Source organism: Pseudomonadota bacterium (genome assembly GCA_011049115.1).
Classification (GTDB): Bacteria; Desulfobacterota; Anaeroferrophillalia; order Anaeroferrophillales; family Tharpellaceae; genus DSCM01.
On record DSCM01000069.1, the window covers coordinates 1 to 20,896 of the forward strand.

The window sequence follows — 20,896 nt, forward strand, 5'->3', positions numbered from 1 at the left end:
CAGGGTGATCAATTTTCGATAATCACAACTGGTCAAATTTCGGTTGTCATAACTAGAAAAGATTCGGGCATCGGCCAATGTTGCAGAATCCGTAATTTCCGCTATGATTAACGCGATTATGGGCGCGGCAATCGACTTTATTGAAACAGGTAGAAGATCAACCCTGAATAATACTGTAAATTTAGCTGCCTAACCCAACTCAGAAAGTTGAGATTAATGCTTATTAATTTTTGCGCAGATCCTATAAGCATTAATCACAACTGATTACAATACCTATTTTGAGAGCCATACCTAAAGAACATAACTCAATAGTTTGGTGCGGCATGGTCAGTTAATTGCCATTGCCAACCTCAACTTTGTGAAAAAATCACGAAGTTGAGGTTTATCGTAACAATCTACACTCCCTAGCCCTTTACCCAACATCTATATGGCCGCGGAAGTCAAGAAGAAATAATACCCCCTTAGAATCGGATTTCTGTTTTTTGCACTTCCGTTCTTAAAATGACTGAACCGGCATTCATCAGTTTGGCGGCAATGACATTGCCCAGGGCCCAGATGACATCGAGAGGGAAGACCTTTTCCAGGCCCTTGTCGAAAAGGTACTGGGCCCGGGCCGAAAACTCGGCATCGGCCTCCCAAAGGACGACCTGCCAGTCAAGCCCCGGGAAAACCTCAAAAGAAAGCGAAAACTCACCATAACACGCGGGTCTGCCGCCCCAGAGTTCACCTTGTTTCAGCATTTGCGCACCGGCGGCGCTGAAACGGCGGGCTATCAGGGTTGAGGCGGAAAGGTGCGGCCCGCGAAAAAAGGTAGGACCGCCGGACAAATGATTTTCATTGCTCAAGGCAGAGGGGGGCGGCAGCCGGCGATGGGCCGCCAGATACTTGAATAAAACCATAATTACCAGCCCCTCCTGCCAACTCGGTGAAGCGCTGGTCAATGGCTGAAAATAAAGATTCCGTTCAGCCGGGTTCAATCTCAGCCTGCGATTAAACCATGGAATTTCCAGCTCATTTCCGACCAGCCGCACATGCTCCGGCAAAGCCTCGCCGGAGTTGGTCAGTCTCGCCAGCAAATCCCACCACTGCGGATTAAGTTGATCAAACCGTGAATATTGCCGATTGCTTTCGGGGTCAACCGGTCCGGCCGAAGAATCTTTAAACATGATACTCCCGCAGTCAGATAAAATGCGACGACATTATAGTCCCCTGCACAAACACTGAGGATAAACGATCCGAAGGTCAAACCGTGAAAAAATCTTCGCCCCGCGCCGGCCGGTCAGCCCGTGTGAAGCTCTTATAAATAATGTTTCACAGGCGCACCGCCAAAACCTTTTCCACGCCGTCCCGAACTATCCGCAGGTCGATGGTGTCGCCTTTAACCTTATTCAGCAGCAACATTTTCAGCGTGAAGACCTCTCGGCTCTCCCGGCCCTCGACCGCGACAATCAGATCACCCGGAAGCAGACCATTGGCGGCGGCCGCGCCGTCGTCCTCGAGCTTGGTAATTTCCAGTCCGCTCGGGGTTTCCCGCAAGCCCACCCCGAGACGAGCCTGAACATCCTTGAGATTGCGATAGGGTACGCACCAGATAAAATCGCCCAGATAGAGAGGAAGCCCCGGGAAATCGACCTCCATCGTGCGCCGCTCATTTTCAACCAGGTCGGATGGCGTGTGGGTCAGCACGATCGCGTAAGGACGCCGCAGACGCTGAAAAACCCGCCGCGGCAGACCATAGCCGTGGGCCACATGAAAGGCGCCGCTGAGCACCAGCAGGGTTTTACCTTCACCCGCAGGGCTCTTAAGCCAGTTCACGATATTCTCGGCCATGGTGTTTTCCCAGAGCTGGTGGATTCGCATAAAGATCTCAAGATCGCCCCGCCCCTCGGCGTGGCCCGCAAACATCGCCCGCAAGGCCTCCTCCTGATAAATATCGTCAATCCCTGACAGCTTCTCATGCAGGCTCCCTTGGCTGGGAGTCCCGCCGCCGCCCATGTAGGCCATTTTTTCCCGGCGGGAGATATTCAAGGCCCGCAGAGGAATTTGTTGATCCTTGATAAAGGAGAATATTTCCCGATAATAAACAAAATCATCCAAGCCCCAATCGGCGGCGAAAAGACGTAAAAAATCTTCGTCCTCAAGTTTTCCCGCCAGCCACTGGTCTATTTGGTCCTGATTGACCGCCGCCAGCATTTCAAGGCCGACCGCCAGTTGTCCGGCCCGCCGCCGCCAGAACTCTTTAATCAACTCCAGCTCCACCCGATGGTCATAGATATTATCGTGCCCTTCGCCAAAATAAACGATTTCAGATGATTGCAGCAGAGAATAGAGTTCCTCGCGACTGATCAGGGTGCCGGTCGGCAGATGCAGGATTTCGTCCTTGTCGAGCCGATCCGGATCAAAATAAGGGGAGCCGGTAAAAGCCGGGGAAGAGACTTCCCGGCCACTGCAGGCCGACAGGATAAACGTCAGAGAGACTACAAACAGAAAAACTTTCAAAACTTAAACCTCCGGAGAAAACAGGCTGATGCTGCTTGGCCAAGTTATCAAGATAATTTATAGTTGCGTTGACTTAAGCTTTACTGATACAAAACATGGCCATTCTTGGTGGCCAATCACGCCAGGCAAGTCGAACAACTTAACTCCTTGTGAGCAAAGGCCCTCTTGCGAAAAAACGGAAAACCCGATTTTTATTACTATGGCTGGATAATTGTTATAACCTCCTTTTTAACCCTGGGGGTTGCCTTTGGCGTCTGGTACTCATTCTCCGTTTTCTATCTCGCCATCATTGCGGATTTTTCGTGGCAGAGGGCGGACACGGCGGGAATTTTTTCGCTTTTTACCATCTCCCATTATCTTTTCGCCTTTCTTACCGGATGGTTGATTGATCGCTTCGGGCCACGCCTGGTAATTCCGGTCGGCGCGCTGTGGCTGGCCGTAGCTCTCAAGGCTCTGACCCGGGCCAATACGATGCATGATTTTTATCTGTTTTACGGAATTCTGGCCGCCATTGGGGTCAGTCTCATCGGTTTTGTTCCGCATGCCGCTTTTCTGCCCCGTTGGTTTGTCCGCCGCCGAGGCCTGGCCATGGGGCTGGCCATGTCCGGGGTCGGAATCGGCATGCTGACTATTCCTCCTTTAATGCAGGCATTGATCAGTCGTCAGGGGTGGCGCTTCGCCTATCAGATTCTGGCGATCATAGTGCTTTTCACCATCCCGATCAACCTCTTTTTCCAGCGCCGTGATCCGCAGCAACTGGGTTTACAGGCCGATGGTCTGGCGAACGAAGATTGCTCGCCGACATCAGGACGGCCGAGCCGCAGCGGCATTCCGACCATTCTCAATCATTCCTGGACGGTGATTGAGTGGACCTGTCAAAAGGCTATTAAAACCCGCCAGTTCTGGTTTCTGGCCGGAGGTTTTTTCCTCGGACCCTTTGCCATTCAAGGCGTATTGCTGCACGCCGTAGCCGGTCTTGTCGATGGCGGCCTGTCGCCGCGCAATGCCGCCTCCATTTTCGGCCTGCTCGGTATCTGTGGCTCGATCGGCAAAATCACTCTGGGATTTTTCGGCGATCGCTGGAACCGGGAAACCGCCAACACCATCGGCATGGCCTCCGCCACGCTGGGAGTGCTCGCTCTACATGGGATGCCTTTTAACCCGCAACTGCTGCCCTATCTGTTCGCCGTCTGTTTCGGTTTTGGTTACGGTGCCGCGGCCCCGCTGTTCCCCTCAATCGCGGCCGATATCTTTCAGGGTCGCCATTTCGGTCGCATCTTCGGTCTCTTATCTTTGAATCTGGGCTTCGGCGGTGCCGTCGGAGCCTGGTTTTCCGGATTGGTTTTTGATCGTGTCAACTCTTATCAGCTTGCATTCATGTTAGATATTGCCGCCCTCTGGCTCTCCTGCCTTTTTTTCTGGCTGGCCGCACCACGCCGAATACGCCTGATTTGCAGTCGGTAACAATAAACCACCAGATAATGATGATGCGCTTGCACAAAAAGAAAGATTGACAAACCCCGTCCTAACCGCTAGTAGCCCAGCTTGTAAAAAACAAGTTCAACATTCTTGCTCACACAAGATCTTTTCGACCAAGCAACAACCATTCTCACATGAAAAAACGCCTTACTTCAAGCATCAGCCACGACCTCTTTTTGCGCATGATCGGTTTTGGCTTCGGCATGGGCCTGATCTTTCCCTTTTTTACCTTTCTCCTGCTCGATTTGCCGGCCCACAAGGTCTTCAAGTCCCTTTTTTTCGCTCTTTGCGTGAGCGCCGGAATCATCGTCGGCATCTGTAACTATTTTTTTTTTAAAAAGGTCGTTGATCTTTACCTGAAACAACTGCAAGCGAAAATTTCCAGCTTTCGCCTCAGGCTGAAAGATCTCTTATGGAAAAAAGATACGGAATTCAACCAGGAAGACTACCTGCTGCAAGCCGACTCGGCCGATACCATCGGAATGATCACCAATGAATATAATGTTTTCGTGTCAACCTTGCATCGTTTACTGAGTTCGGAAAGAAAAACCGCCACCTTTCTGGAGAACCTGCAGAAGCAAGTCGGGATTGAAGTGACCGCCCAGACGATTGTCGAAAGTTTCAAGGATTATTTTGGCGCGGATGGCGGCTGTCTTTATAAATTTGAAAACGGTCTTCTCGAAAAAATTAATAACTGTCATCTGCTGATTGACAACCAGGCCCTCGATCAGAACTATTGCTACGAGATTATCAAGCGCGGAGAAATTGTTGTTTTTGAGGATATCGATAATCTCCCTATTCGTTTTAATATCGGAATCGGAGCCATAAAACCGAACGCGGTCGCCTACCTGCCCCTGTGTTACCAGTTTACCAAGGTGGGTCTTTGCATTCTCAGTGCGCATAAGGATTTTAAAGCTGACTTTTTTCCCTTGAAAGCCGGAATCTGATCAATCAGGCCGCGCCCTTTCTCTACAACAGCATCCTTATGAAGAAGCTGGAAACCCTGGCCGCCATCGATGAACTAACCGGCCTGCTCAATCGCCGCTACGGGATGAAACGCCTCTATGAAGAGTTTGAAGGATCCCACCGCCATCAGCAGATTCTGTCGGTGGCCATGTTTGACATCGACGATTTCAAACAAATCAATGATGTTTACGGCCACCAGGCCGGGGATCAGGTTCTGCGCGAGTTCGCGGATATCATCAAGGAAGAGATCAGGGTATCGGAGTTCGCTTTGCGCTACGGGGGAGAGGAGTTCATGGTTGTCACCCCGGGAGCTTCATCAAACAATTGCCATCGAATCATGGAAAGATTACGCAGAAAGGTTGAAAGCCTGGAAGTCAAGTTTCAGAAACATAACTTGAAATTCACCTTCAGCGCGGGCGTCGCCGCCTACCCTGAAGGCATGATCAGTAATCAGCCTCTGCTGATTCAGGCTGCCGACGCCGCACTCTATCAGGCCAAACGCCAAGGCAAGAACAAGGTTGTGATTTACTCCGGCGAGTTCGAACTCAGGTCGCAACCAAAGGCGTGAATCGCCGGCTGGAAAGGGAAAATGCTCACATCGCTATTATATGCCATACGCAGCCTTCTGATAATTGTGCCCAACACTGTTTTCTGGGCGGTGGCAACCTGTATCGTCACCTTCACCCCCTGGTCGAGACGCGGGATCAGATTCTGTGGAAGCTGGTGGGGTTGGATCAACCTGAAACTTAGCGGGGTCAAAGTTGTCTATCGAGGACTGGAAAATATCGACCCGCATCAAACCTACATGGTTGTCGCCAACCATAAAAGCTTCCTTGATATTTATGCGATTTTCAGCTGCCGCGCCCTGCATTGTCTGTTTGTTGCCAAACGGGAACTGACAAAAATTCCAATCTTTGGTCTGGCCTTGAAACGCAGCGGCTCGATCATTATTGATCGCGGCAACCTACAGCAGGCTATCGCCAGATTGAAAACCCAAGGCAAAATTCTGCGCCGTAACGAAATTTCAATTGTTATTTTTGCCGAAGGAACCCGCATGCCGGCCTCGGTTCGGCTGGGTAAGTTCAAGAAAGGCGGTTTTATGCTGGCCTCCCAGCTGGGCTTGCCGATTCTTCCTTTAAGTATTACCAACAGCGGCAACCTTCAACCCAAAGGGAAAATCGGCATTCGTCCCGGAACCATGATGCTGACCTTCGGGCCGGTGATTCAGCTTCCGGAACACCAGGACGGGGTTAATTTAGCTGAAATCATGGAAAGGGCCAGGGACGCAATCGACGCTGGTCTGGAAGCCTAGCCCGACCGATGAAGGTCAAGACAAGAGCCAGCGGCGGAGCACGGCGTCCCCTAGATTGTCTGATCTTGCCGCCGGGAGGTCAAATGGGGAATGGTATGGTTTATGACTTCACCACATCGCCAAATTCAAAAAGAAAGTCGCAACCTCCCCTTGACCTCGCTCAGTAACCCCTCCACCTGCATTTCGCCGCCAAGTTCAGGAATCTCCTTGATCGTAGACTGACCGGCTAGTTCAAACAGCCGCTGTCGATATTTCTGCTGGGCCTCGAACTTAGCCTGCCAGAACGGATGGCTTTGACACAGATCTGCAGACAGCATCCGATTAAGAATGAAGCCGTTGACCTGAATGCCAAAATCATTGAGTGAGGCCGCGATATCAAGGGCCTGCTCGATTGGTAGACGTTCGGCGCCGGCAACCACCCAGGCGCTGGTCTGCTGCCGCAGAAGAGTAATAATATCCACGGTCAGGGTACGCCATTGGTCAATCAGAGCCAGCGGATCAACCTTATTGAAAACCTTTTTCAGCTTCAGATAGATTCTCTGAGCCTGGGTCAGATGAGAATAAAACATCTGCTGAATAAAAAGCAGCTTGAGCGTCGCGATGGTTGGCGCCGTATCCCAGATAATCATTTGGTATTTACCCGAGCGGGCCATGGTCAGGAGATAGTCAAGCATAAATTCTTCATCAATGCCTGGAGCCCCTTCGATATAATCGATGATATCGCGCTCAACCGGCAGAAAGGATGAAAGAACTGTATAAATTTCATCAGCAAATTTCTTCCGCCAGAGCTCCAGCACCAATTCGCGTGTCAACTCAACGGCATCGAGATTGACGGCAACCCTGGTGATCCCCTGATCAAGATCCTTACTGAAAATTTCGGAAAGGGAACCGGAGGGGTCGGTTGAAATCAGCAGGGTCGGTCCACTCTCGGCATAATGCAGAGCCGATGCCACCGACATCGTCGTTTTGCCAACCCCGCCCTTGCCCGTAAACATTTCAATTTTTGTTATCTGTTTAAACCCGTTTTCTGTTGCGCTCATCGCAAATAACCGCCGCCTGTTTATAACCAAAAAAAAGGCTCCGGCAAATTCCGAAACCAATTTCACAAAACATCCCTTCCCTCTTGGCACGCCCCAGAAGACAGGTCAGTCAGAGATCAGCAGGGCGTAGGTCTCTCTGAAGTAGGCATACCCGGTCCACATAGTATAGAAAAAGGCCACCCAAATAAAAAACACCCCAACTGCATGCGCGTCCACCCATAAAAAAGGATAGTGGATAATCAAAGCCACCACTGCAACAATCTGAAAAATCGTTTTATACTTGGCCATCGCGCTGGCCGCGATCACCTTACCTTTTTCCGCAGCGATCGCTCGCAGACCGGTCACCGCCGTTTCACGACAAAGAATCAGGCAAACCAAAAAGGCCGGCGCCCTTTGCAGGTAGGCCAGCATGACCATGGTCGACAGCAGCAGAATCTTGTCGGCCACGGGATCAAGCAGCTTTCCCAAGGTAGATTCAAAACCATATTTCCTGGCCATATACCCGTCAAGGCCGTCCGTAATCGCAGCCAGCACGACCAGAATCGCAGTCAGGAGATTGAGCCAGCGATTATCAACATAAAGCAGCATGATAACCACCGGGACAACCACTATCCGACTCAAGGTCAGAATATTGGGCAGATTAGCGGGATCTTTTAAAGCTGACCTAATCCACTCTCGAGAGAGGTTTAAGTTTTTTCCCGCAGGTCGCTGGGAGCTACTGATTCCGGCCATTATTATTGATCCGTTCCTTAAGGTCTTTGCCGACCTTGAAAAATGGCAGCCTTTTTTCTTGAACCTGAATCGATTCGCCGGTTTTAGGATTGCGACCGGTATAAGGTTTGTAATACTCAATGTGAAAACTGCCAAATCCCCGCAACTCAATCCGATCCTCATCCAGTAAAGCCTTTTTCATATTGTCAATCAGAAGATTGACAATGGTTTCGGAGACTTTCAGGTTTAGATCGGAACGATTTGACAATTCCTCAATCAGCTCAGATTTATTCATCGGTAAACCTTTACCGGAGTATACCGGGAAAGAAAAGGATTAAAGAAGCCTTTCTTCACGCCGAACAGGACCAAAATCAGACCTTGGCTACCTTTCGCCTTGAAGTACTTAACCTGTTTATTTCATTAGCAATATCTAATTGACTATGTCAAGGGAAAATTATCCGCCAAGGTTAAAAAGTGGACAAATCAAGACAGCTGACCGGTAAAGTTATTTTTTCACACGCCGTCCTTCGCGTTTTCTGAAAAAAATTCGAACCGGAACCCCGTAAAAAGAAAAATCATCAATGAGCCGGTTTTCCATATAACGCTCGTAAGATGGTTTTATACCTTTAATTTTATTGACAAAAATTACGAACGTCGGAGGTGAATCGCGCACCTGGGTAATGTAATAAAATTTCAGTGGACGACGATTGATTAACGGATGCTGATGTTTTTCAACCACCTCTCTGAGCCAGCGATTGAGTTCTCCGGTTCCGACCCGGAAACTGTGCACGCGAAAAAGAGCGTTAAGGGCCGGGAAGATTTTGTCCAGGCCGATTCCGGCTTTAACTGATGTATTGAGGATCGTCGGACGTTTTATGCCCTGCAGTCGTTCAGCCAGTTCAGTCTGGAGATGGGCAAGTTGCGACCTGCGTTTTTCCAGGAGATCGGTTTTGTTGAAAATATAGAGTACGGCCTTGCCCTTTTCGTGGGCCAGCGCAGATAAGGTGAGATCCTGATCCGTGATTCCGGCACTTGCATCCAGCATCAGAACCACCACCTGGGCAAAATCGATAGCCCTGATAGTTGCCACGTTGCTGAGGACTTCAACCTCCTCCGAGACTCTGGCCCGGCGCCTGAGACCTGCCGTATCCAGCAACAGATAATCCTGCCCGCCAAGATTTATTTCTACCTGAACTGCGTCAACCGTGGTCCCGGGCCGGGGGCTGGTTGTCAGGCGATCACTGCCGATCAGGTAGTTAAGAAGTGATGATTTACCGACATTGGGTTTACCCACGACCGAAATCCGAATGACGGATTTATCCGCCACCTCAGCTTCGGAGACGGCAATGGAGTCGAGCGGCAGCAGCTCGCTCAGGCCTTCTTTCAAAGCCGAGATGCCTTCGCCATGTTCTGCGGAAACCTGATAAAAAGTCTCCATTCCCAGACTGTAGAAATCTACCGTGCCGGCCTGAACCAGAGGCGATTCACATTTGTTTATGACCCAGAGAATGGGTTTATCCGTACGCCGCAGGTAGCAGGCCAGTTCCAGGTCTTCTGAGCTTACTCCCACCTGACCATCAAGCAGAAAGATTATGATGTCGGCTTCCGTCACCGCCGCCCGGGTCTGACGACCAACATCTTTTTGTAATTCATCCTCATGCCCGAAGACCAGCCCTCCTGTATCAACCAGCAGGCAGCTTTTATCATCGAATTTAAGTTCTGCGAAAAGCCGATCCCGAGTTACTCCAGGGGTGTCGGCAACGATTGCCCGTCGTTCCCGCAAAAGACGATTAAATAAGGTCGATTTGCCAACGTTAGGCCGACCAACTATAGCGACACACTTTTTCATCCGTAATTCCATCAGCAATTGGAGTTTTCGGGGTTCCCCCCCCTGAAAAAGGATCTTTCTAATACGGTTTTCACTTTTTTGCAAGGATTACAACTGCTCACGCCTGCCGCCAGGGCCCCTGAAAATAAGAGTTTTTGCTTGCCAAAGGACCCCAATTCATGTTAGATGACCAGTAAAGAAAGTCCTGAAAAGCCGCCCGCCCCTTTGACGGGCGGTTTTTTTTAAAAAGACTTCCGGTGCTCTCGTCAAACTTCCAACTCAAATATTATGGATAAAAATACCCTATGTCGGCAATGAAAAAAAATCAGGATATGAAGCCTTTCTATAAAAATCTGGCGCTGTGGCTGGTGATCTGTCTGATCATGATCATGGTCTTTAATGTGTTCAACCATCCCGGATCCGCTCGCCAGGAAGTCAGCTTCAGCCAGTTCATTGAACTGGCTGAAAGCGGACAAGTCAGTGAAATCACGATTCAGGGCCAGAATATTTCTGGAACTTACGGCAGCACCGCCTTTCGCACCTACGCCCCGGAAGATCCTTCCCTGATCGCAATGCTGCGCGAAAAAGGAATCAGAATTACCGCCAAGCCTGAAGACCAGTCCCCTTTATGGCAGTCGATCCTGATTTCCTGGTTTCCGATGCTGCTCTTGATTGGCGTCTGGATCTTTTTCATGCGTCAGATGCAGGGCGGTGGCGGCAAGGCCATGTCTTTCGGCAAAAGTCGCGCCAAGCTTCTGAATGAGGATCAGAAAAAGGTTACCTTCAAGGATGTAGCCGGCATCGAGGAAGCCAAGGAGGAACTCGAAGAAATCATCAATTTCTTAAAAGAGCCTAAAAAGTTCACCCGCCTGGGCGGCAAGATTCCCAAAGGCGTTTTGCTGGTCGGCCCTCCGGGTACCGGCAAAACCCTGCTCGCCAAAGCCATTGCCGGAGAAGCCGAAGTTCCCTTTTTCAGCATCAGCGGTTCTGATTTTGTCGAGATGTTCGTTGGCGTCGGGGCTTCACGGGTCCGCGATCTTTTCACTCAGGGCAAAAAGAATGCTCCCTGCATTATCTTCATTGATGAAATTGATGCTGTCGGACGCCATCGAGGGGCCGGCCTGGGCGGTGGCCATGATGAAAGAGAACAGACCCTGAATCAGCTTTTGGTGGAAATGGACGGTTTTGAATCAAATGAAGGTGTGATTCTGATTGCCGCCACCAACCGTCCCGACGTCCTTGACCCGGCCCTGCTCCGACCTGGCCGTTTTGATCGCCAGGTGGTGGTTCCCAACCCCGATGTCAAAGGCCGCGAAGGCATTCTCAAGGTTCATGCCCGTAAGGTTCCCCTGGCCAAGGACGTAGACCTTAAGGTCGTCTCGCGCGGGACCCCGGGTTTTACCGGCGCCGACCTGGCCAATCTGATTAATGAAGCCAGCCTGCTCGCGGCCCGGGAAGATAAAAAAGAGGTCGAAATGACCGACCTTGAAGAAGCCAAGGACAAGGTCATGATGGGCGCGGAACGGCGCAGTCTGGTGATCAGTCATGACGAAAAAATCAACACCGCCTATCATGAAGCCGGACATGCTCTTGTCGCGCGGCTGCTGCCGGGCACCGATCCGATTCATAAAGTCACTATCATTCCCAGGGGGCGGGCCCTAGGGCTGACGCAGCAGCTGCCGATCGATGAGCGGCACACCTACAACAAGGATTATCTGATCAACAATATCATCGTTCTTCTTGGAGGCCGGGTAGCAGAAGAAATTGCTCTCAATCATATCACTACCGGGGCTGGTAACGACATCGAAAGGGCTACCAATCTGGCCCGGAAAATGGTCTGCGAATGGGGTATGGGGCGAATGGGCCCGGTCAGTTTCGGCAAGAAGGAGGAACACATCTTTCTCGGTCGGGAAATGGCCCAAAATCGCGACTTCAGTGAAAAAACCGCGATTGAAATTGATGATGAGATCAAGGAGATTGTCCATGATGCTCATGCCAAGGCCCTTCAGCTGGTAACTGATAACCGGCAGTCCCTGGATAAACTGGCGCAAAAGCTTTTGGAAAAGGAAAGCATTAACGGAATTGAGGTCGATGAAATCATCGGCTTAGTCCAGACCGGAGCAACTACCGACAAGGTAAGCGAGAGTGCCGTCACCGATGCCGTTGCAAAGCAGAGCAACCCCTCTCCGGCTGAGGGACAGGCTTGAAAAACCGTGCGTGCGACTGAAGCAAAGAACCGGTCTTCAGAGACCGCCTTCTACCTGGGGCAACCATGGCAAATCAGCAAAGAACTGATCTCTGCCAAAGGAATGAAACCGGACATCAGACTTTTACGTCAGGGCGAGCGGTGTCTGGTTGCTAAGGATTTTCGTAACAAAGGCTGGATCGCAGCCCATCTATGGGGCCCTCTCAGTTTGGCCTATGAAAGATTTCTCCTGGACAAAGCCGCCGGGATGAGCGGCATTCCTCAGGTTGTCGGGTTTGAAAATTACAAGTGCTTGTTGATTACCTGTATCAACGGTGAAGAAATCAAAAGCTGCCGTCGCCGGCTGGACGGCAGCTTTTTCACCAAGCTTCTGAGGCTTGCCGATGATTTACATGATCGCGGTGTGCTTCACCTTGACCTCGGCCACAAAAGTAATATCATGGTGGATGTCAACGGCAATCCGGCAATTATAGATTTTAATTCATCCCTATTCCTGCCTCCAAATCGTTTTTTCCGGCCGTTGATTAGACGGCTGGCTTTAGTGGACAGGTACTCCATTCTCAGATTAAAGGTTAAATATCGTCCTCAGGAGTGTACTAAAGAAGAACAAAGCCAGGTCAAGTTTTTTTTGCGTGTACGTAAGCTCTGGATTTTTGATCGTCTTTTGCGTAAAATCACTAATTTGAGTAAACGCGCCCCCAGTAAACCTGAAAAGAAATCATAATAAAAAACGGCACCTACCTATGCGTAATTATTATGTTCGACTTTTAGATATCAGATCAGCTCACGACGCTGCGGCTCTGATGCGCCAGATCGGCACCGATATTCACGGTGTCAGCCTGATGAAGAACAAGATGCTGCATTACAGTTTCCGTGTCGGTCCTCTACCCGCTGCGGCGGCTAACATCATCAAGCAGGAAATGCTTGCGGTCGGTGGCGAGGCTGCGGTTACTCGGGGGGTAATCAACTGCAGCGTCGATGCCAGTGATGCCATTTTAAGCGCGACCCGTAAGCAATTCCGCAAATTCTGCCAAAAACTCAGGGCCCAGCCTTTTTCCTTGGCACAGATGGCAGACCGGCTTGAAATCACTCTCAAAAACCAGGAAAAACACAGCGGTTGTCTTTTCAAGTGCAGGGACCTGGAGGCTGATCTGAAACAAAGATCACTGATCATGGGCATTCTTAATGTCACCCCTGATTCATTTTCCGACGGCAATCGCTTTTTTACTCCGAAAGAAGCCCTTAATCAAGCCTGCGCCATGATCGAAGATGGGGCGGACATTATAGATATCGGTGGAGAATCCTCCAGACCCGGAGCCGACACGGTAAGCGACGAAGAAGAGATTCGTCGAGTACTGCCGGTGATTGAGACTCTGCGGCACCGTTTTCCGGGGCTGCCGCTTTCGATTGACACCTGTAAAAGTCGAGTCGCGGCGGCCGCCATTGACGCCGGAGCCGATCTTGTCAACGACATCAGCGCTTTTAATTTTGACCCGGAAATGGCAAAGGTTGCTGCCGCCGGTAAGGTTTACGTCTGTCTTATGCATATGCAAAAACAGCCGAAAACCATGCAGCAGGATCCCTTTTACCAGGATCTGTTCGCAGAAATCTCAACTTATTTTGAGGTAGCTATTGCCACGGCTATGGCGGCCGGAATCGTGCGGGAGAAATTGATTCTTGATCCGGGAATCGGTTTTGGTAAAACCATCGAACATAATCTTCTGCTGCTTAAACATCTGCGCGAGTTCCGTGGCTTTGATCTACCGTTGCTGATTGGAACCTCACGCAAATCATTTATCGGTAAACTGACCGGTGCGTCGGTGAACCAGCGCCTCGCGGCATCCGTTGCCACCGCGGCCCAGGCCGTTTGCAACGGAGCTGCAATCGTTCGCGTCCATGATGTCGCGGCGACCAGGCAGGCGCTTACGATTATCGATGCCATCAAAAACGTCCAACGCTGATAAAGACTGAGATTTATGACTCAATTTGTCGAGACCCTGCTCAACAGTCGCTGGCTTGACGCTATTGATATCATTATTGTCGCGATACTAATTTACCAGATCCTGCTGATCATTCGGGGCACGCGCGCCTTTCAAATTCTTCTCGGTCTTTTTCTGATTTTCATTTTTTACCAGGTTTCATTACTGCTCGAATTCTACACCCTGCACTGGATTCTGAACAGCTTTCTGAGCTCGATTATCCTGATCGTCATCGTTCTTTTCCAGAATGAAATTCGCCGGGCGCTGGCCAAATTCGGCAAAACCTCATTTGCTCTTAACCACGCCGAAGAACTCTATTACCTTGATGGGATCATTAAAGCCTGCACGACCATGTCGCTGAAAAGGATCGGAGCTCTGATTGTCTTCACCAGGGAAAACAAAATTCCCGGCATTGTTGAAGGCGGGGTTGAAATCAACGCCAAAATCAGTGATGCCCTCTTGCTGAGCATTTTCAACCCCTCATCTCCGATACATGACGGCGCGGTCATTATTGATGATGGTAAAATCGTTGCCGCCGGCTGTTTTCTTCCCCTGGCTATCGACCCTATGATTGAAAAAGCCTACGGCACCAGACACCGGGCCGCCATGGGTGTTTCCGAAGATACGGACGCGGTGGTGGTTGTCGTTTCTGAAGAAACCGGTCGCATTTCCGTTTGCATCGGGGGCAAAATAACCAAGGAGCAGAATGCTGAATCGTTAAGCCGGGTTTTAAATAATATTTTTTCACCGACACGCAACAAGTCAGGCATCTTAAAAACCTTAAAAAACATTTTCCCGGCCACAGAAAAATCGCATTAGTACCTTACAGGTTATTTTCTTGTTTTTTTCAACATTTTTTCAACCACAAAAACAAAAAAATGTTAAGTGCTTCACGGGTTACCCCCGAAGGGGATGTCCCGTGAAGAAACTTATCCAGCTCTGCTGAGTCTGATAAGAGCACTTATTTGCGGGCCGTGAAAAATCATTTGGGTTGTGGGATCATTCCCGCATTAGAAATTTACCGGATCGTTAACCAGAATCTCAAGCCTGATCTGAAATAGCAACTATGGCTCCACTAAGATCCCTTTTTTTTGAGAATCTAACCCTGAAGATTCTCTCTGTTTTTATCGCCGCCCTGCTCTGGTTTTTTGTCTCCGTCAAAAGTAAAACTGAGATGGCTTTAAGCGTACCCATTGAGTTTACCTCCATTCCGGCAGACATGGCTATCATTTCCAGGGTTCCGACCAGTGTTCATATCAGGGTTAAAGGCACCAAAACACTGCTGCGCCCTTTGAACAGCACCCCGCCTTCAATCAGTGTCAATCTCGACAAAGCGACAACCGGTAAAAATATTATTCGTCTCAGCAACCAAACCTTCAATGACCTGCCCCTGGGGGTTGACGTTGTGCTTCTCGACCCTGAAACTCTGGTTCTTGAACTTGACCGCTTTGTCAAGGTCAACCTGCCGATCAACATCCAAACCAATGGCCTGCCGCCGAAAGGTTATCAGATCAGAGAAATCAGGATTGAACCACCCAAGGCCCTAATTCGCGCTTCGGAAAGCTACCTTCAACGACATGACACCGTTTTTTCTGAACCTCTCGATGTCAGCCAACTGCGGCAAACAACTAAATTTGAAGTCAAGCTCCTGACCCCTTCCGAGGAGCTCAAGCCGGTCAACCCGGAAATTCCGATAATCGCCACCGTGGAAGTTGAAGAAACCCTGGTTCAGAGAGTTATCAAAGGCATCAGAATAGAATTTAAAAACCGCGACAACGAAAATGGTCGCATCGGTATCAGCAATTATTTTGTTGATCTTGTCGTCGAATGCCCGCTGCTCATGCAGGTGGATGATATTCGTAAAGAAGCCCGAATCAGTGTCGATCTGGGGCCCTTGCAAGAAGATCTTGAGAATGGGTACTATACCTTTCCGGTCATGGCTGAGCTTCCAGACAAGATTCTGCTTTTGTCAATGGATCCAGCAGAGATTGAAATAGTTTTCAAGAAGAATACAGGTGGCGGCTGATGGCGGGGTATATATATCTTTAGAACTCATCGCCGAACTACGCCTCAGCATCAAGAATAAGGAACTTTGACCATGGCCAAACTATTCGGCACCGACGGTGTCAGAGGCACCGCCAATATCGAGCCCATCACAGCGGAAACCGCCCTGCAGATCGGTCGGGCCACCGCCTATGTCTGCAAAGACAGAGACCATCGCCATAAAATCGTTATCGGCAAGGATACCAGGCTTTCCGGATACATGTTGGAAAGCGCTCTGGTGTCGGGAATCTGTTCCATGGGGGTGGACGTTCTCCTTATCGGCCCCATGCCGACTCCCGGAATCGCCTTTTTGACCCGCAGCATGCGCGCCGATGCCGGCATGGTGATTTCGGCCTCTCACAACCCTTTTCAGGATAACGGAATCAAAATTTTTTCCCGGGATGGTTTTAAGCTGCCGGACTGCGAGGAAGAGCGCATTGAAGATCTGATCATCAATCGCCGAATCGATCAATTGCGTCCCACGGCCGGCGCCATCGGCAAGGCTTTTCGGATTGACGACGCCAACGGTCGTTACATAGTGTTTCTAAAAAACACCTTCCCTGATTCACTGACCCTCGACGGCATGAAACTGGTGGTTGACTGTGGTAACGGTGCCGCTTATAAAATTGCGCCGGCGGTTTTTGGTGAATTGGGAGCGGAAGTTATCTGTCTGGGAATTAACCCGGACGGCAAGAATATCAATGCCGGCTGCGGTTCTCTGCATCCGGAAAAACTTCAGCACAAGGTTATCGAGGAACACGCTGATCTCGGTATCGCGTTTGACGGTGACGCGGACCGGGTTATTTTTGTTGATCACCGCGGCAAGGTAGTTGACGGTGATCAGATCATGGCGGTCTGCGCCCTGCATCTGCAAAAGCGTAAGCGCTTAAAAAAAAATACCGTGATCGCCACGGTAATGAGTAATCTCGGCCTGGAAAGAACTCTGGCGGAGAATGGTATTAAATTGCTTCGAACCCAGGTCGGCGACCGTTATGTTGTGGAAAAGATGCGAGCTGACGATTATAACTTTGGGGGAGAACAGTCCGGGCACCTGATTTTCATGGATCACAACACTACCGGCGACGGAATTCTTTCCGCCCTTCAGGTGCTTGCCGTTATCCGCGAGGAAGAAAAAAATCTGGCTGAGCTGGCGGCGGTAATGGAAATCTTCCCTCAGATTTTGATCAATGTTCCGGTGCGGGAAAAAATTCCTGTCAACACGGTCTCAGAGGTTCACCGGCAGGTGCTGGAAGTCGAAAAAAAGCTTGGCCACCGAGGTCGGTTGCTGATCCGTTATTCCGGAACTGAAAACAAGCTCAGAATCATGCTGGAGGGCGAAAATTTCGATGAAATAAAAATTTTCGCCGAGGATTTGGCCAGCTCAGTCAATCGCTTTATGGCCTAAGACCAGTTGTCGGACCCCCTCGGCATCCAGTCCCAGCTCATGGCGCAGCTCGCTGAGCGAACCATGAGTAATGAAACGATCCGGCAAAGCTGCGGTTACCACCCGGCTGGACCAGAGCCTTTGGGCTGCCATAAACTCAAGCACCCCGCCGCCAAAACCACCGGCCGCGACATTCTCTTCAAAGGTAAAAACCAGACGAAACCCACTTAAAGATTCCCGCAGTAAAGCTTCATCAAACGGCTTAATGTAACGGCAATTGATCACTTGGCAGTTGAAATTGTCCTCTGTCGCCATTTTTTCAGCCGCCACCACCACCGTGGCAACACAAGAGCCCACGGCCAGCAAAACCGCGTCCTGTCCCGGGCGAACGATTTCCCAGCTGCCTATCGGAATGATTTTGAAGTCGTTATCCAGCGTCACCCCCAATCCATTTCCCCGGGGATAACGTAGCGCCACCGGCCCGTCATGTTGGAGACTGGTAAACAGCAGATGCTGCAGCTCATTTTCATCTTTGGGGGCCATGATCGTCAGATTCGGAATCATCCGCAAATAGGAAATATCAAAAGTTCCATGATGGGTGGCGCCATCCTCACCGACCAGGCCGGCCCGATCCAGACAGAAGGTAACCGGAAGTTTCTGCATGGCAACATCGTGAAGCACCTGATCAAAAGCCCGCTGAAGAAAGGTTGAATAGATTGCCACATAAGGTTTTAAACCCTGACTGGCCATCCCTGCGGCCATGGTCACTCCGTGTTGTTCGGCAATGCCGACGTCGTAGACCCTGGCGGGATATTTCGCGGCCATGACTTCGACCCCGGTTCCCGCCGGCATCGCGGCCGTAATGCCGACTACCCGATCGTCCAGTTCCGCCATTTTTTTTAAGGTCTGGCCAAAAACTTCAGTAAAGGTCGGGGCTTTGGGAACTCCACAACCAATTTTCCGACCGCTGACAAGGTCAAAAGGGGCCACGCCATGAAAACTGGCCGGATCGGCTTCCGCCGGACCGTAACCCTTACCTTTCTGGGTAACCACATGAACCAGAATGGGGCCGTCCAGATGGCTGACGTTTTCAAAGGTTTCGATCAGGGTCTCAAGATCATGACCCGGCAGGGGGCCGACATACTGAAACCCCAGATCTTCAAAGATGGTTCCCTCCGGCATGAGAAATCCCTTGAAGGATTCTTCCGCCCGTTTAACCATTTTGAAAACACTTTCGCCAAATCTGGGAATATTGGTCAGCACTGATTTGACATCATGGCGCAAACGATTGACCGCAGAACCGGTAAGAATCCGGTTCAAATAAGCGGACAGAGCGCCGACATTGGGAGAAATCGACATTTCATTGTCGTTAAGAATGACTAGTAGATCGCGGTCCAGAGAACCGGCGTGGTTCAAGGCTTCAAAAGCAAGTCCGGCGGTCATTGAACCGTCTCCGATCACCGCGATCGCACGCTGCCGGCGATGATGGTGTTCCGCCGCCAGAGCCATCCCCAGCGCCGCTGAAATCGATGTGCTGCTGTGACCGACGTCAAAGGTATCGAAAGGACTTTCTTCCCGTTTGGGAAAACCGCTCAGGCCTCCGGATTGCCGCAGGGTTGCAAAACGCCGAGCCCGCCCGGTCAGAATCTTATGGGCGTAAGCCTGGTGCCCGACATCCCAGACAATCAGATCGCGCGGGGTCGCAAACACATAATGTAAAGCGATGGTCAACTCAACTACACCCAGTGACGGAGCCAGATGACCGCCGTTACGGGATACCGTCTCAAGAATCAGATGTCTGATTTCGGCCGCGAGATGAGGAAGTTCCTCCATCCGCAGAGCTCGCAGATCATCCGGGTCGTTTATTTTATCAATTAGTTTCATGCTCTGCTTCCAGCATGGCGAACCTAAACCAGATCATCCAAAGTATATTCGCCACTGTCGACTATTTTTTTTAAACGATGCAAGGCCGCTTTTTCCAGTTGCCTGATCCTTTCCCTGGTCAGATTAAGTTCTTTTCCGATTTCCTCAAGTGTCTGCGTCTCCTCTTCGGAAAGACCAAAACGCCGAGTGATAACCAGTCTTTCCTTGGGACTCAATTCATCCAGCCAACAAAGAATAATCTTCAGGCGCAGGTCATGATCAAGCCGTTCAAGCGGGTTCTCACTATTTTCATCGGCCAGTAGTTCCAACGAGATAGTACTGCCATCTTCCCGGTCGTCTTCACTATTGGCCCCGTTGCCGGAAGTCAGACTGACCAGATTATTGAGGCGAACCATAGCCGGTGCAAACGAGGTAAACTCATGCTCAATGTAAGCCGCGACCTCTTCAAAACTGGGATCACGGTCGAACTCACGAAAAAATTTCTGGCGACCCTTGAGATAGGTATTGAATTCGTCAACCACATGCACGGGTAAACGGATTATCTTGCTCTGGCTGATCAGGGCCCGACTCATGTATTGCCTGATCCACCAAACCGCGTAAGTGGAAAATCGGCATTTAAAATCGGGATTAAAACGCTCCACCGCGCGAATCAAACCAAGATTACCCTCTTCAATCAAGTCCTCGGTCGGTAGACCGCGATTCTGATAATGACGCGCCAGATGAACCACCAGGCGCAGGTTGGCTTCAATCATCTGTTGTCGCGCCTTTTCATCACCTTTCTGCACCCGTTGAGCCAGATTTATTTCCTGGGCCTCATTGAGCAGCGGGATATTACGAATTTCATCCAGATAGGATTCAAGCGCCCCGTTGAAAAGGTGTTTATCATCTCCCGCCATGGCGTTCTACCAATTTGACAAAACTGCAGGCCAGCAAACGCTCGCTTGCAAAATCACGGTCACCGTACCGGGTAATCCGATACAGATGCTGCCCCTGGGACGTGGCCAGGGGGATTACCAGCCGCCCACCGATAGTTAGTTGTTCGAGTAAAGGGGCCGGTGGTTTTTCCTGAGCGACGGCGGAAACCGCAATGGCGTCAAAAGGGGCGGCATCAGGCCAGCCGTAGCTGCCGTCAAAGATCTTGACCAGTACGTTCGTACATCCGAGCTGGTCAATCAAACGGCGCGCGGGAATAGCCAGAGAACGTAATCTTTCCACCGCATACACTTTCTGGGCCAAAAACGAGAGCAGCACCGTCAAATAACCGGAACCCATGCCGATATCCAGAACCTTTTCCCGACCATTTAAAGCCAGGGCCGACAAAATATAAGCCACGATATAAGGCTGACTGATGGTTTGCCCCTCCCCGATCGGCAACGGCGAATCACCGTAGGCCTGGTGCGCGAGACCGGAGTCGACAAAAAGATGGCGCGGCACCTGCCGCATCACCTCGACAACTCGTGGATCGGTAATCCCTCGAGCAATTATCTGTTCTTCCACCATTCGTTTACGCAGGAGAGCGAAGTCCATCGATGTGATTTCCCTTTAAACTAAACCCTAGAGTCAAA

Annotated in this window: 19 protein-coding genes; 10 read left to right on the forward strand and 9 right to left on the reverse strand. The window is 50.5% G+C overall.

Annotation, left to right across the window (positions count from 1 at the left end; all coding sequences use genetic code 11):
- Positions 1–461: 461 nt before the first annotated feature.
- Positions 462–1,166, reverse strand: coding sequence for a DUF3786 domain-containing protein (locus ENN66_05405; protein ID HDS16034.1), 705 nt, complete (start codon positions 1,164–1,166; stop codon positions 462–464).
- A gap of 145 nt (positions 1,167–1,311) precedes the next feature.
- Positions 1,312–2,499: a PDZ domain-containing protein gene (locus ENN66_05410; protein ID HDS16035.1), complete on the reverse strand. Its 1,188-nt coding sequence runs from the start codon at positions 2,497–2,499 to the stop codon at positions 1,312–1,314.
- 165 nt (positions 2,500–2,664) lie between these two features.
- Here ENN66_05410 and ENN66_05415 point away from each other — a divergent pair, with 165 nt between their 5' ends.
- The 4 genes from ENN66_05415 (at position 2,665) to ENN66_05430 (ending at position 6,256) form a co-directional block, all read left to right on the forward strand.
- Positions 2,665–3,963 (forward strand): MFS transporter, encoded by a 1,299-nt coding sequence (locus ENN66_05415; protein ID HDS16036.1) that lies wholly within the window; start codon positions 2,665–2,667, stop codon positions 3,961–3,963.
- Between the two features lie 149 nt (positions 3,964–4,112).
- Positions 4,113–4,925, forward strand: coding sequence for a hypothetical protein (locus ENN66_05420; GenBank protein ID HDS16037.1), 813 nt, complete (start codon positions 4,113–4,115; stop codon positions 4,923–4,925).
- Between the two features lie 38 nt (positions 4,926–4,963).
- The gene (locus ENN66_05425; GenBank protein ID HDS16038.1) at positions 4,964–5,512 is read left to right on the forward strand and encodes a GGDEF domain-containing protein; all 549 of its coding nucleotides are present in this window, start codon (positions 4,964–4,966) and stop codon (positions 5,510–5,512) included.
- 21 nt (positions 5,513–5,533) lie between these two features.
- Positions 5,534–6,256, forward strand: a complete 723-nt coding sequence (locus tag ENN66_05430; GenBank protein HDS16039.1) for a 1-acyl-sn-glycerol-3-phosphate acyltransferase — start codon at positions 5,534–5,536, stop codon at positions 6,254–6,256.
- A gap of 125 nt (positions 6,257–6,381) precedes the next feature.
- Here the strand turns inward: ENN66_05430 and ENN66_05435 are convergent, their stop codons facing one another.
- The 4 genes from ENN66_05435 to der all read right to left on the reverse strand — a co-directional run bounded on the left by ENN66_05435 (position 6,382) and on the right by der (position 9,868).
- Positions 6,382–7,296, reverse strand: a complete 915-nt coding sequence (locus ENN66_05435; protein HDS16040.1) for an ArsA family ATPase — start codon at positions 7,294–7,296, stop codon at positions 6,382–6,384.
- Positions 7,297–7,401: 105 nt separating this feature from the next.
- Positions 7,402–8,028 carry a CDP-diacylglycerol--glycerol-3-phosphate 3-phosphatidyltransferase gene (gene pgsA, locus ENN66_05440; GenBank protein HDS16041.1) on the reverse strand — a complete coding sequence of 209 codons (627 nt, stop codon included), beginning with the start codon at positions 8,026–8,028 and terminating at the stop codon, positions 7,402–7,404.
- Entirely contained in the window at positions 8,012–8,302 is a 291-nt protein-coding gene (locus ENN66_05445; protein ID HDS16042.1) for an integration host factor subunit beta, read from the reverse strand. Before ENN66_05445 ends, pgsA begins: the two co-directional genes overlap by 17 nt.
- Positions 8,303–8,512: 210 nt before the next feature.
- The gene (gene der, locus ENN66_05450) at positions 8,513–9,868 is read right to left on the reverse strand and encodes a ribosome biogenesis GTPase Der (protein ID HDS16043.1); all 1,356 of its coding nucleotides are present in this window, start codon (positions 9,866–9,868) and stop codon (positions 8,513–8,515) included.
- A 299-nt stretch (positions 9,869–10,167) separates the two neighbouring features.
- On the opposite strand from der, the gene ENN66_05455 reads away from it, so the two are divergent.
- The 6 genes from ENN66_05455 (at position 10,168) to ENN66_05480 (ending at position 17,468) form a co-directional block, all read left to right on the forward strand.
- Entirely contained in the window at positions 10,168–12,042 is a 1,875-nt protein-coding gene (locus ENN66_05455) for an ATP-dependent metallopeptidase FtsH/Yme1/Tma family protein (GenBank protein HDS16044.1), read from the forward strand.
- 6 nt (positions 12,043–12,048) lie between these two features.
- On the forward strand, positions 12,049–12,765 hold the full coding sequence (locus ENN66_05460; GenBank protein HDS16045.1) for a hypothetical protein: 717 nt from the start codon (positions 12,049–12,051) through the stop codon (positions 12,763–12,765).
- Positions 12,766–12,784: 19 nt separating this feature from the next.
- Positions 12,785–14,002 carry a dihydropteroate synthase gene (gene folP, locus ENN66_05465; GenBank protein HDS16046.1) on the forward strand — a complete coding sequence of 406 codons (1,218 nt, stop codon included), beginning with the start codon at positions 12,785–12,787 and terminating at the stop codon, positions 14,000–14,002.
- A 15-nt stretch (positions 14,003–14,017) separates the two neighbouring features.
- Positions 14,018–14,839 (forward strand): TIGR00159 family protein, encoded by an 822-nt coding sequence (locus ENN66_05470; protein HDS16047.1) that lies wholly within the window; start codon positions 14,018–14,020, stop codon positions 14,837–14,839.
- Between the two features lie 247 nt (positions 14,840–15,086).
- Positions 15,087–16,046 (forward strand): hypothetical protein, encoded by a 960-nt coding sequence (locus tag ENN66_05475; protein HDS16048.1) that lies wholly within the window; start codon positions 15,087–15,089, stop codon positions 16,044–16,046.
- Between the two features lie 72 nt (positions 16,047–16,118).
- Positions 16,119–17,468 carry a phosphoglucosamine mutase gene (locus ENN66_05480; protein ID HDS16049.1) on the forward strand — a complete coding sequence of 450 codons (1,350 nt, stop codon included), beginning with the start codon at positions 16,119–16,121 and terminating at the stop codon, positions 17,466–17,468.
- Here the strand turns inward: ENN66_05480 and dxs are convergent.
- The 3 genes from dxs to ENN66_05495 are packed head-to-tail and all read right to left on the reverse strand — an operon-like array spanning position 17,445 to position 20,858.
- On the reverse strand, positions 17,445–19,331 hold the full coding sequence (dxs, locus tag ENN66_05485; GenBank protein HDS16050.1) for a 1-deoxy-D-xylulose-5-phosphate synthase: 1,887 nt from the start codon (positions 19,329–19,331) through the stop codon (positions 17,445–17,447). The two genes, ENN66_05480 and dxs, sit on opposite strands and share 24 nt — an antisense overlap.
- A 23-nt stretch (positions 19,332–19,354) precedes the next feature.
- On the reverse strand, positions 19,355–20,227 hold the full coding sequence (locus ENN66_05490; GenBank protein HDS16051.1) for a sigma-70 family RNA polymerase sigma factor: 873 nt from the start codon (positions 20,225–20,227) through the stop codon (positions 19,355–19,357).
- Entirely contained in the window at positions 20,214–20,858 is a 645-nt protein-coding gene (locus ENN66_05495) for a protein-L-isoaspartate(D-aspartate) O-methyltransferase (protein ID HDS16052.1), read from the reverse strand. Before ENN66_05495 ends, ENN66_05490 begins: the two co-directional genes overlap by 14 nt.
- Positions 20,859–20,896: the final 38 nt, after the last annotated feature.

What these genes read in the sequence shown, in the direction of transcription:
- ENN66_05490 (HDS16051.1), bottom strand. Translation starts at nt 20,227, where the DNA reads ATGGCGGGAGATGATAAACACCTTTTCAACGGGGCGCTTGAATCCTAT.
- folP (HDS16046.1), top strand. Translation starts at nt 12,785, where the DNA reads ATGCGTAATTATTATGTTCGACTTTTAGATATCAGATCAGCTCACGAC.
- ENN66_05495 (HDS16052.1), bottom strand. Translation starts at nt 20,858, where the DNA reads ATGGACTTCGCTCTCCTGCGTAAACGAATGGTGGAAGAACAGATAATT.
- ENN66_05470 (HDS16047.1), top strand. Translation starts at nt 14,018, where the DNA reads ATGACTCAATTTGTCGAGACCCTGCTCAACAGTCGCTGGCTTGACGCT.
- ENN66_05425 (HDS16038.1), top strand. Translation starts at nt 4,964, where the DNA reads ATGAAGAAGCTGGAAACCCTGGCCGCCATCGATGAACTAACCGGCCTG.
- ENN66_05420 (HDS16037.1), top strand. Translation starts at nt 4,113, where the DNA reads ATGAAAAAACGCCTTACTTCAAGCATCAGCCACGACCTCTTTTTGCGC.
- pgsA (HDS16041.1), bottom strand. Translation starts at nt 8,028, where the DNA reads ATGGCCGGAATCAGTAGCTCCCAGCGACCTGCGGGAAAAAACTTAAAC.
- der (HDS16043.1), bottom strand. Translation starts at nt 9,868, where the DNA reads ATGGAATTACGGATGAAAAAGTGTGTCGCTATAGTTGGTCGGCCTAAC.
- ENN66_05455 (HDS16044.1), top strand. Translation starts at nt 10,168, where the DNA reads ATGAAGCCTTTCTATAAAAATCTGGCGCTGTGGCTGGTGATCTGTCTG.
- ENN66_05475 (HDS16048.1), top strand. Translation starts at nt 15,087, where the DNA reads ATGGCTCCACTAAGATCCCTTTTTTTTGAGAATCTAACCCTGAAGATT.
- ENN66_05445 (HDS16042.1), bottom strand. Translation starts at nt 8,302, where the DNA reads ATGAATAAATCTGAGCTGATTGAGGAATTGTCAAATCGTTCCGATCTA.
- ENN66_05405 (HDS16034.1), bottom strand. Translation starts at nt 1,166, where the DNA reads ATGTTTAAAGATTCTTCGGCCGGACCGGTTGACCCCGAAAGCAATCGG.
- ENN66_05430 (HDS16039.1), top strand. Translation starts at nt 5,534, where the DNA reads ATGCTCACATCGCTATTATATGCCATACGCAGCCTTCTGATAATTGTG.
- ENN66_05435 (HDS16040.1), bottom strand. Translation starts at nt 7,296, where the DNA reads ATGAGCGCAACAGAAAACGGGTTTAAACAGATAACAAAAATTGAAATG.
- ENN66_05480 (HDS16049.1), top strand. Translation starts at nt 16,119, where the DNA reads ATGGCCAAACTATTCGGCACCGACGGTGTCAGAGGCACCGCCAATATC.
- dxs (HDS16050.1), bottom strand. Translation starts at nt 19,331, where the DNA reads ATGAAACTAATTGATAAAATAAACGACCCGGATGATCTGCGAGCTCTG.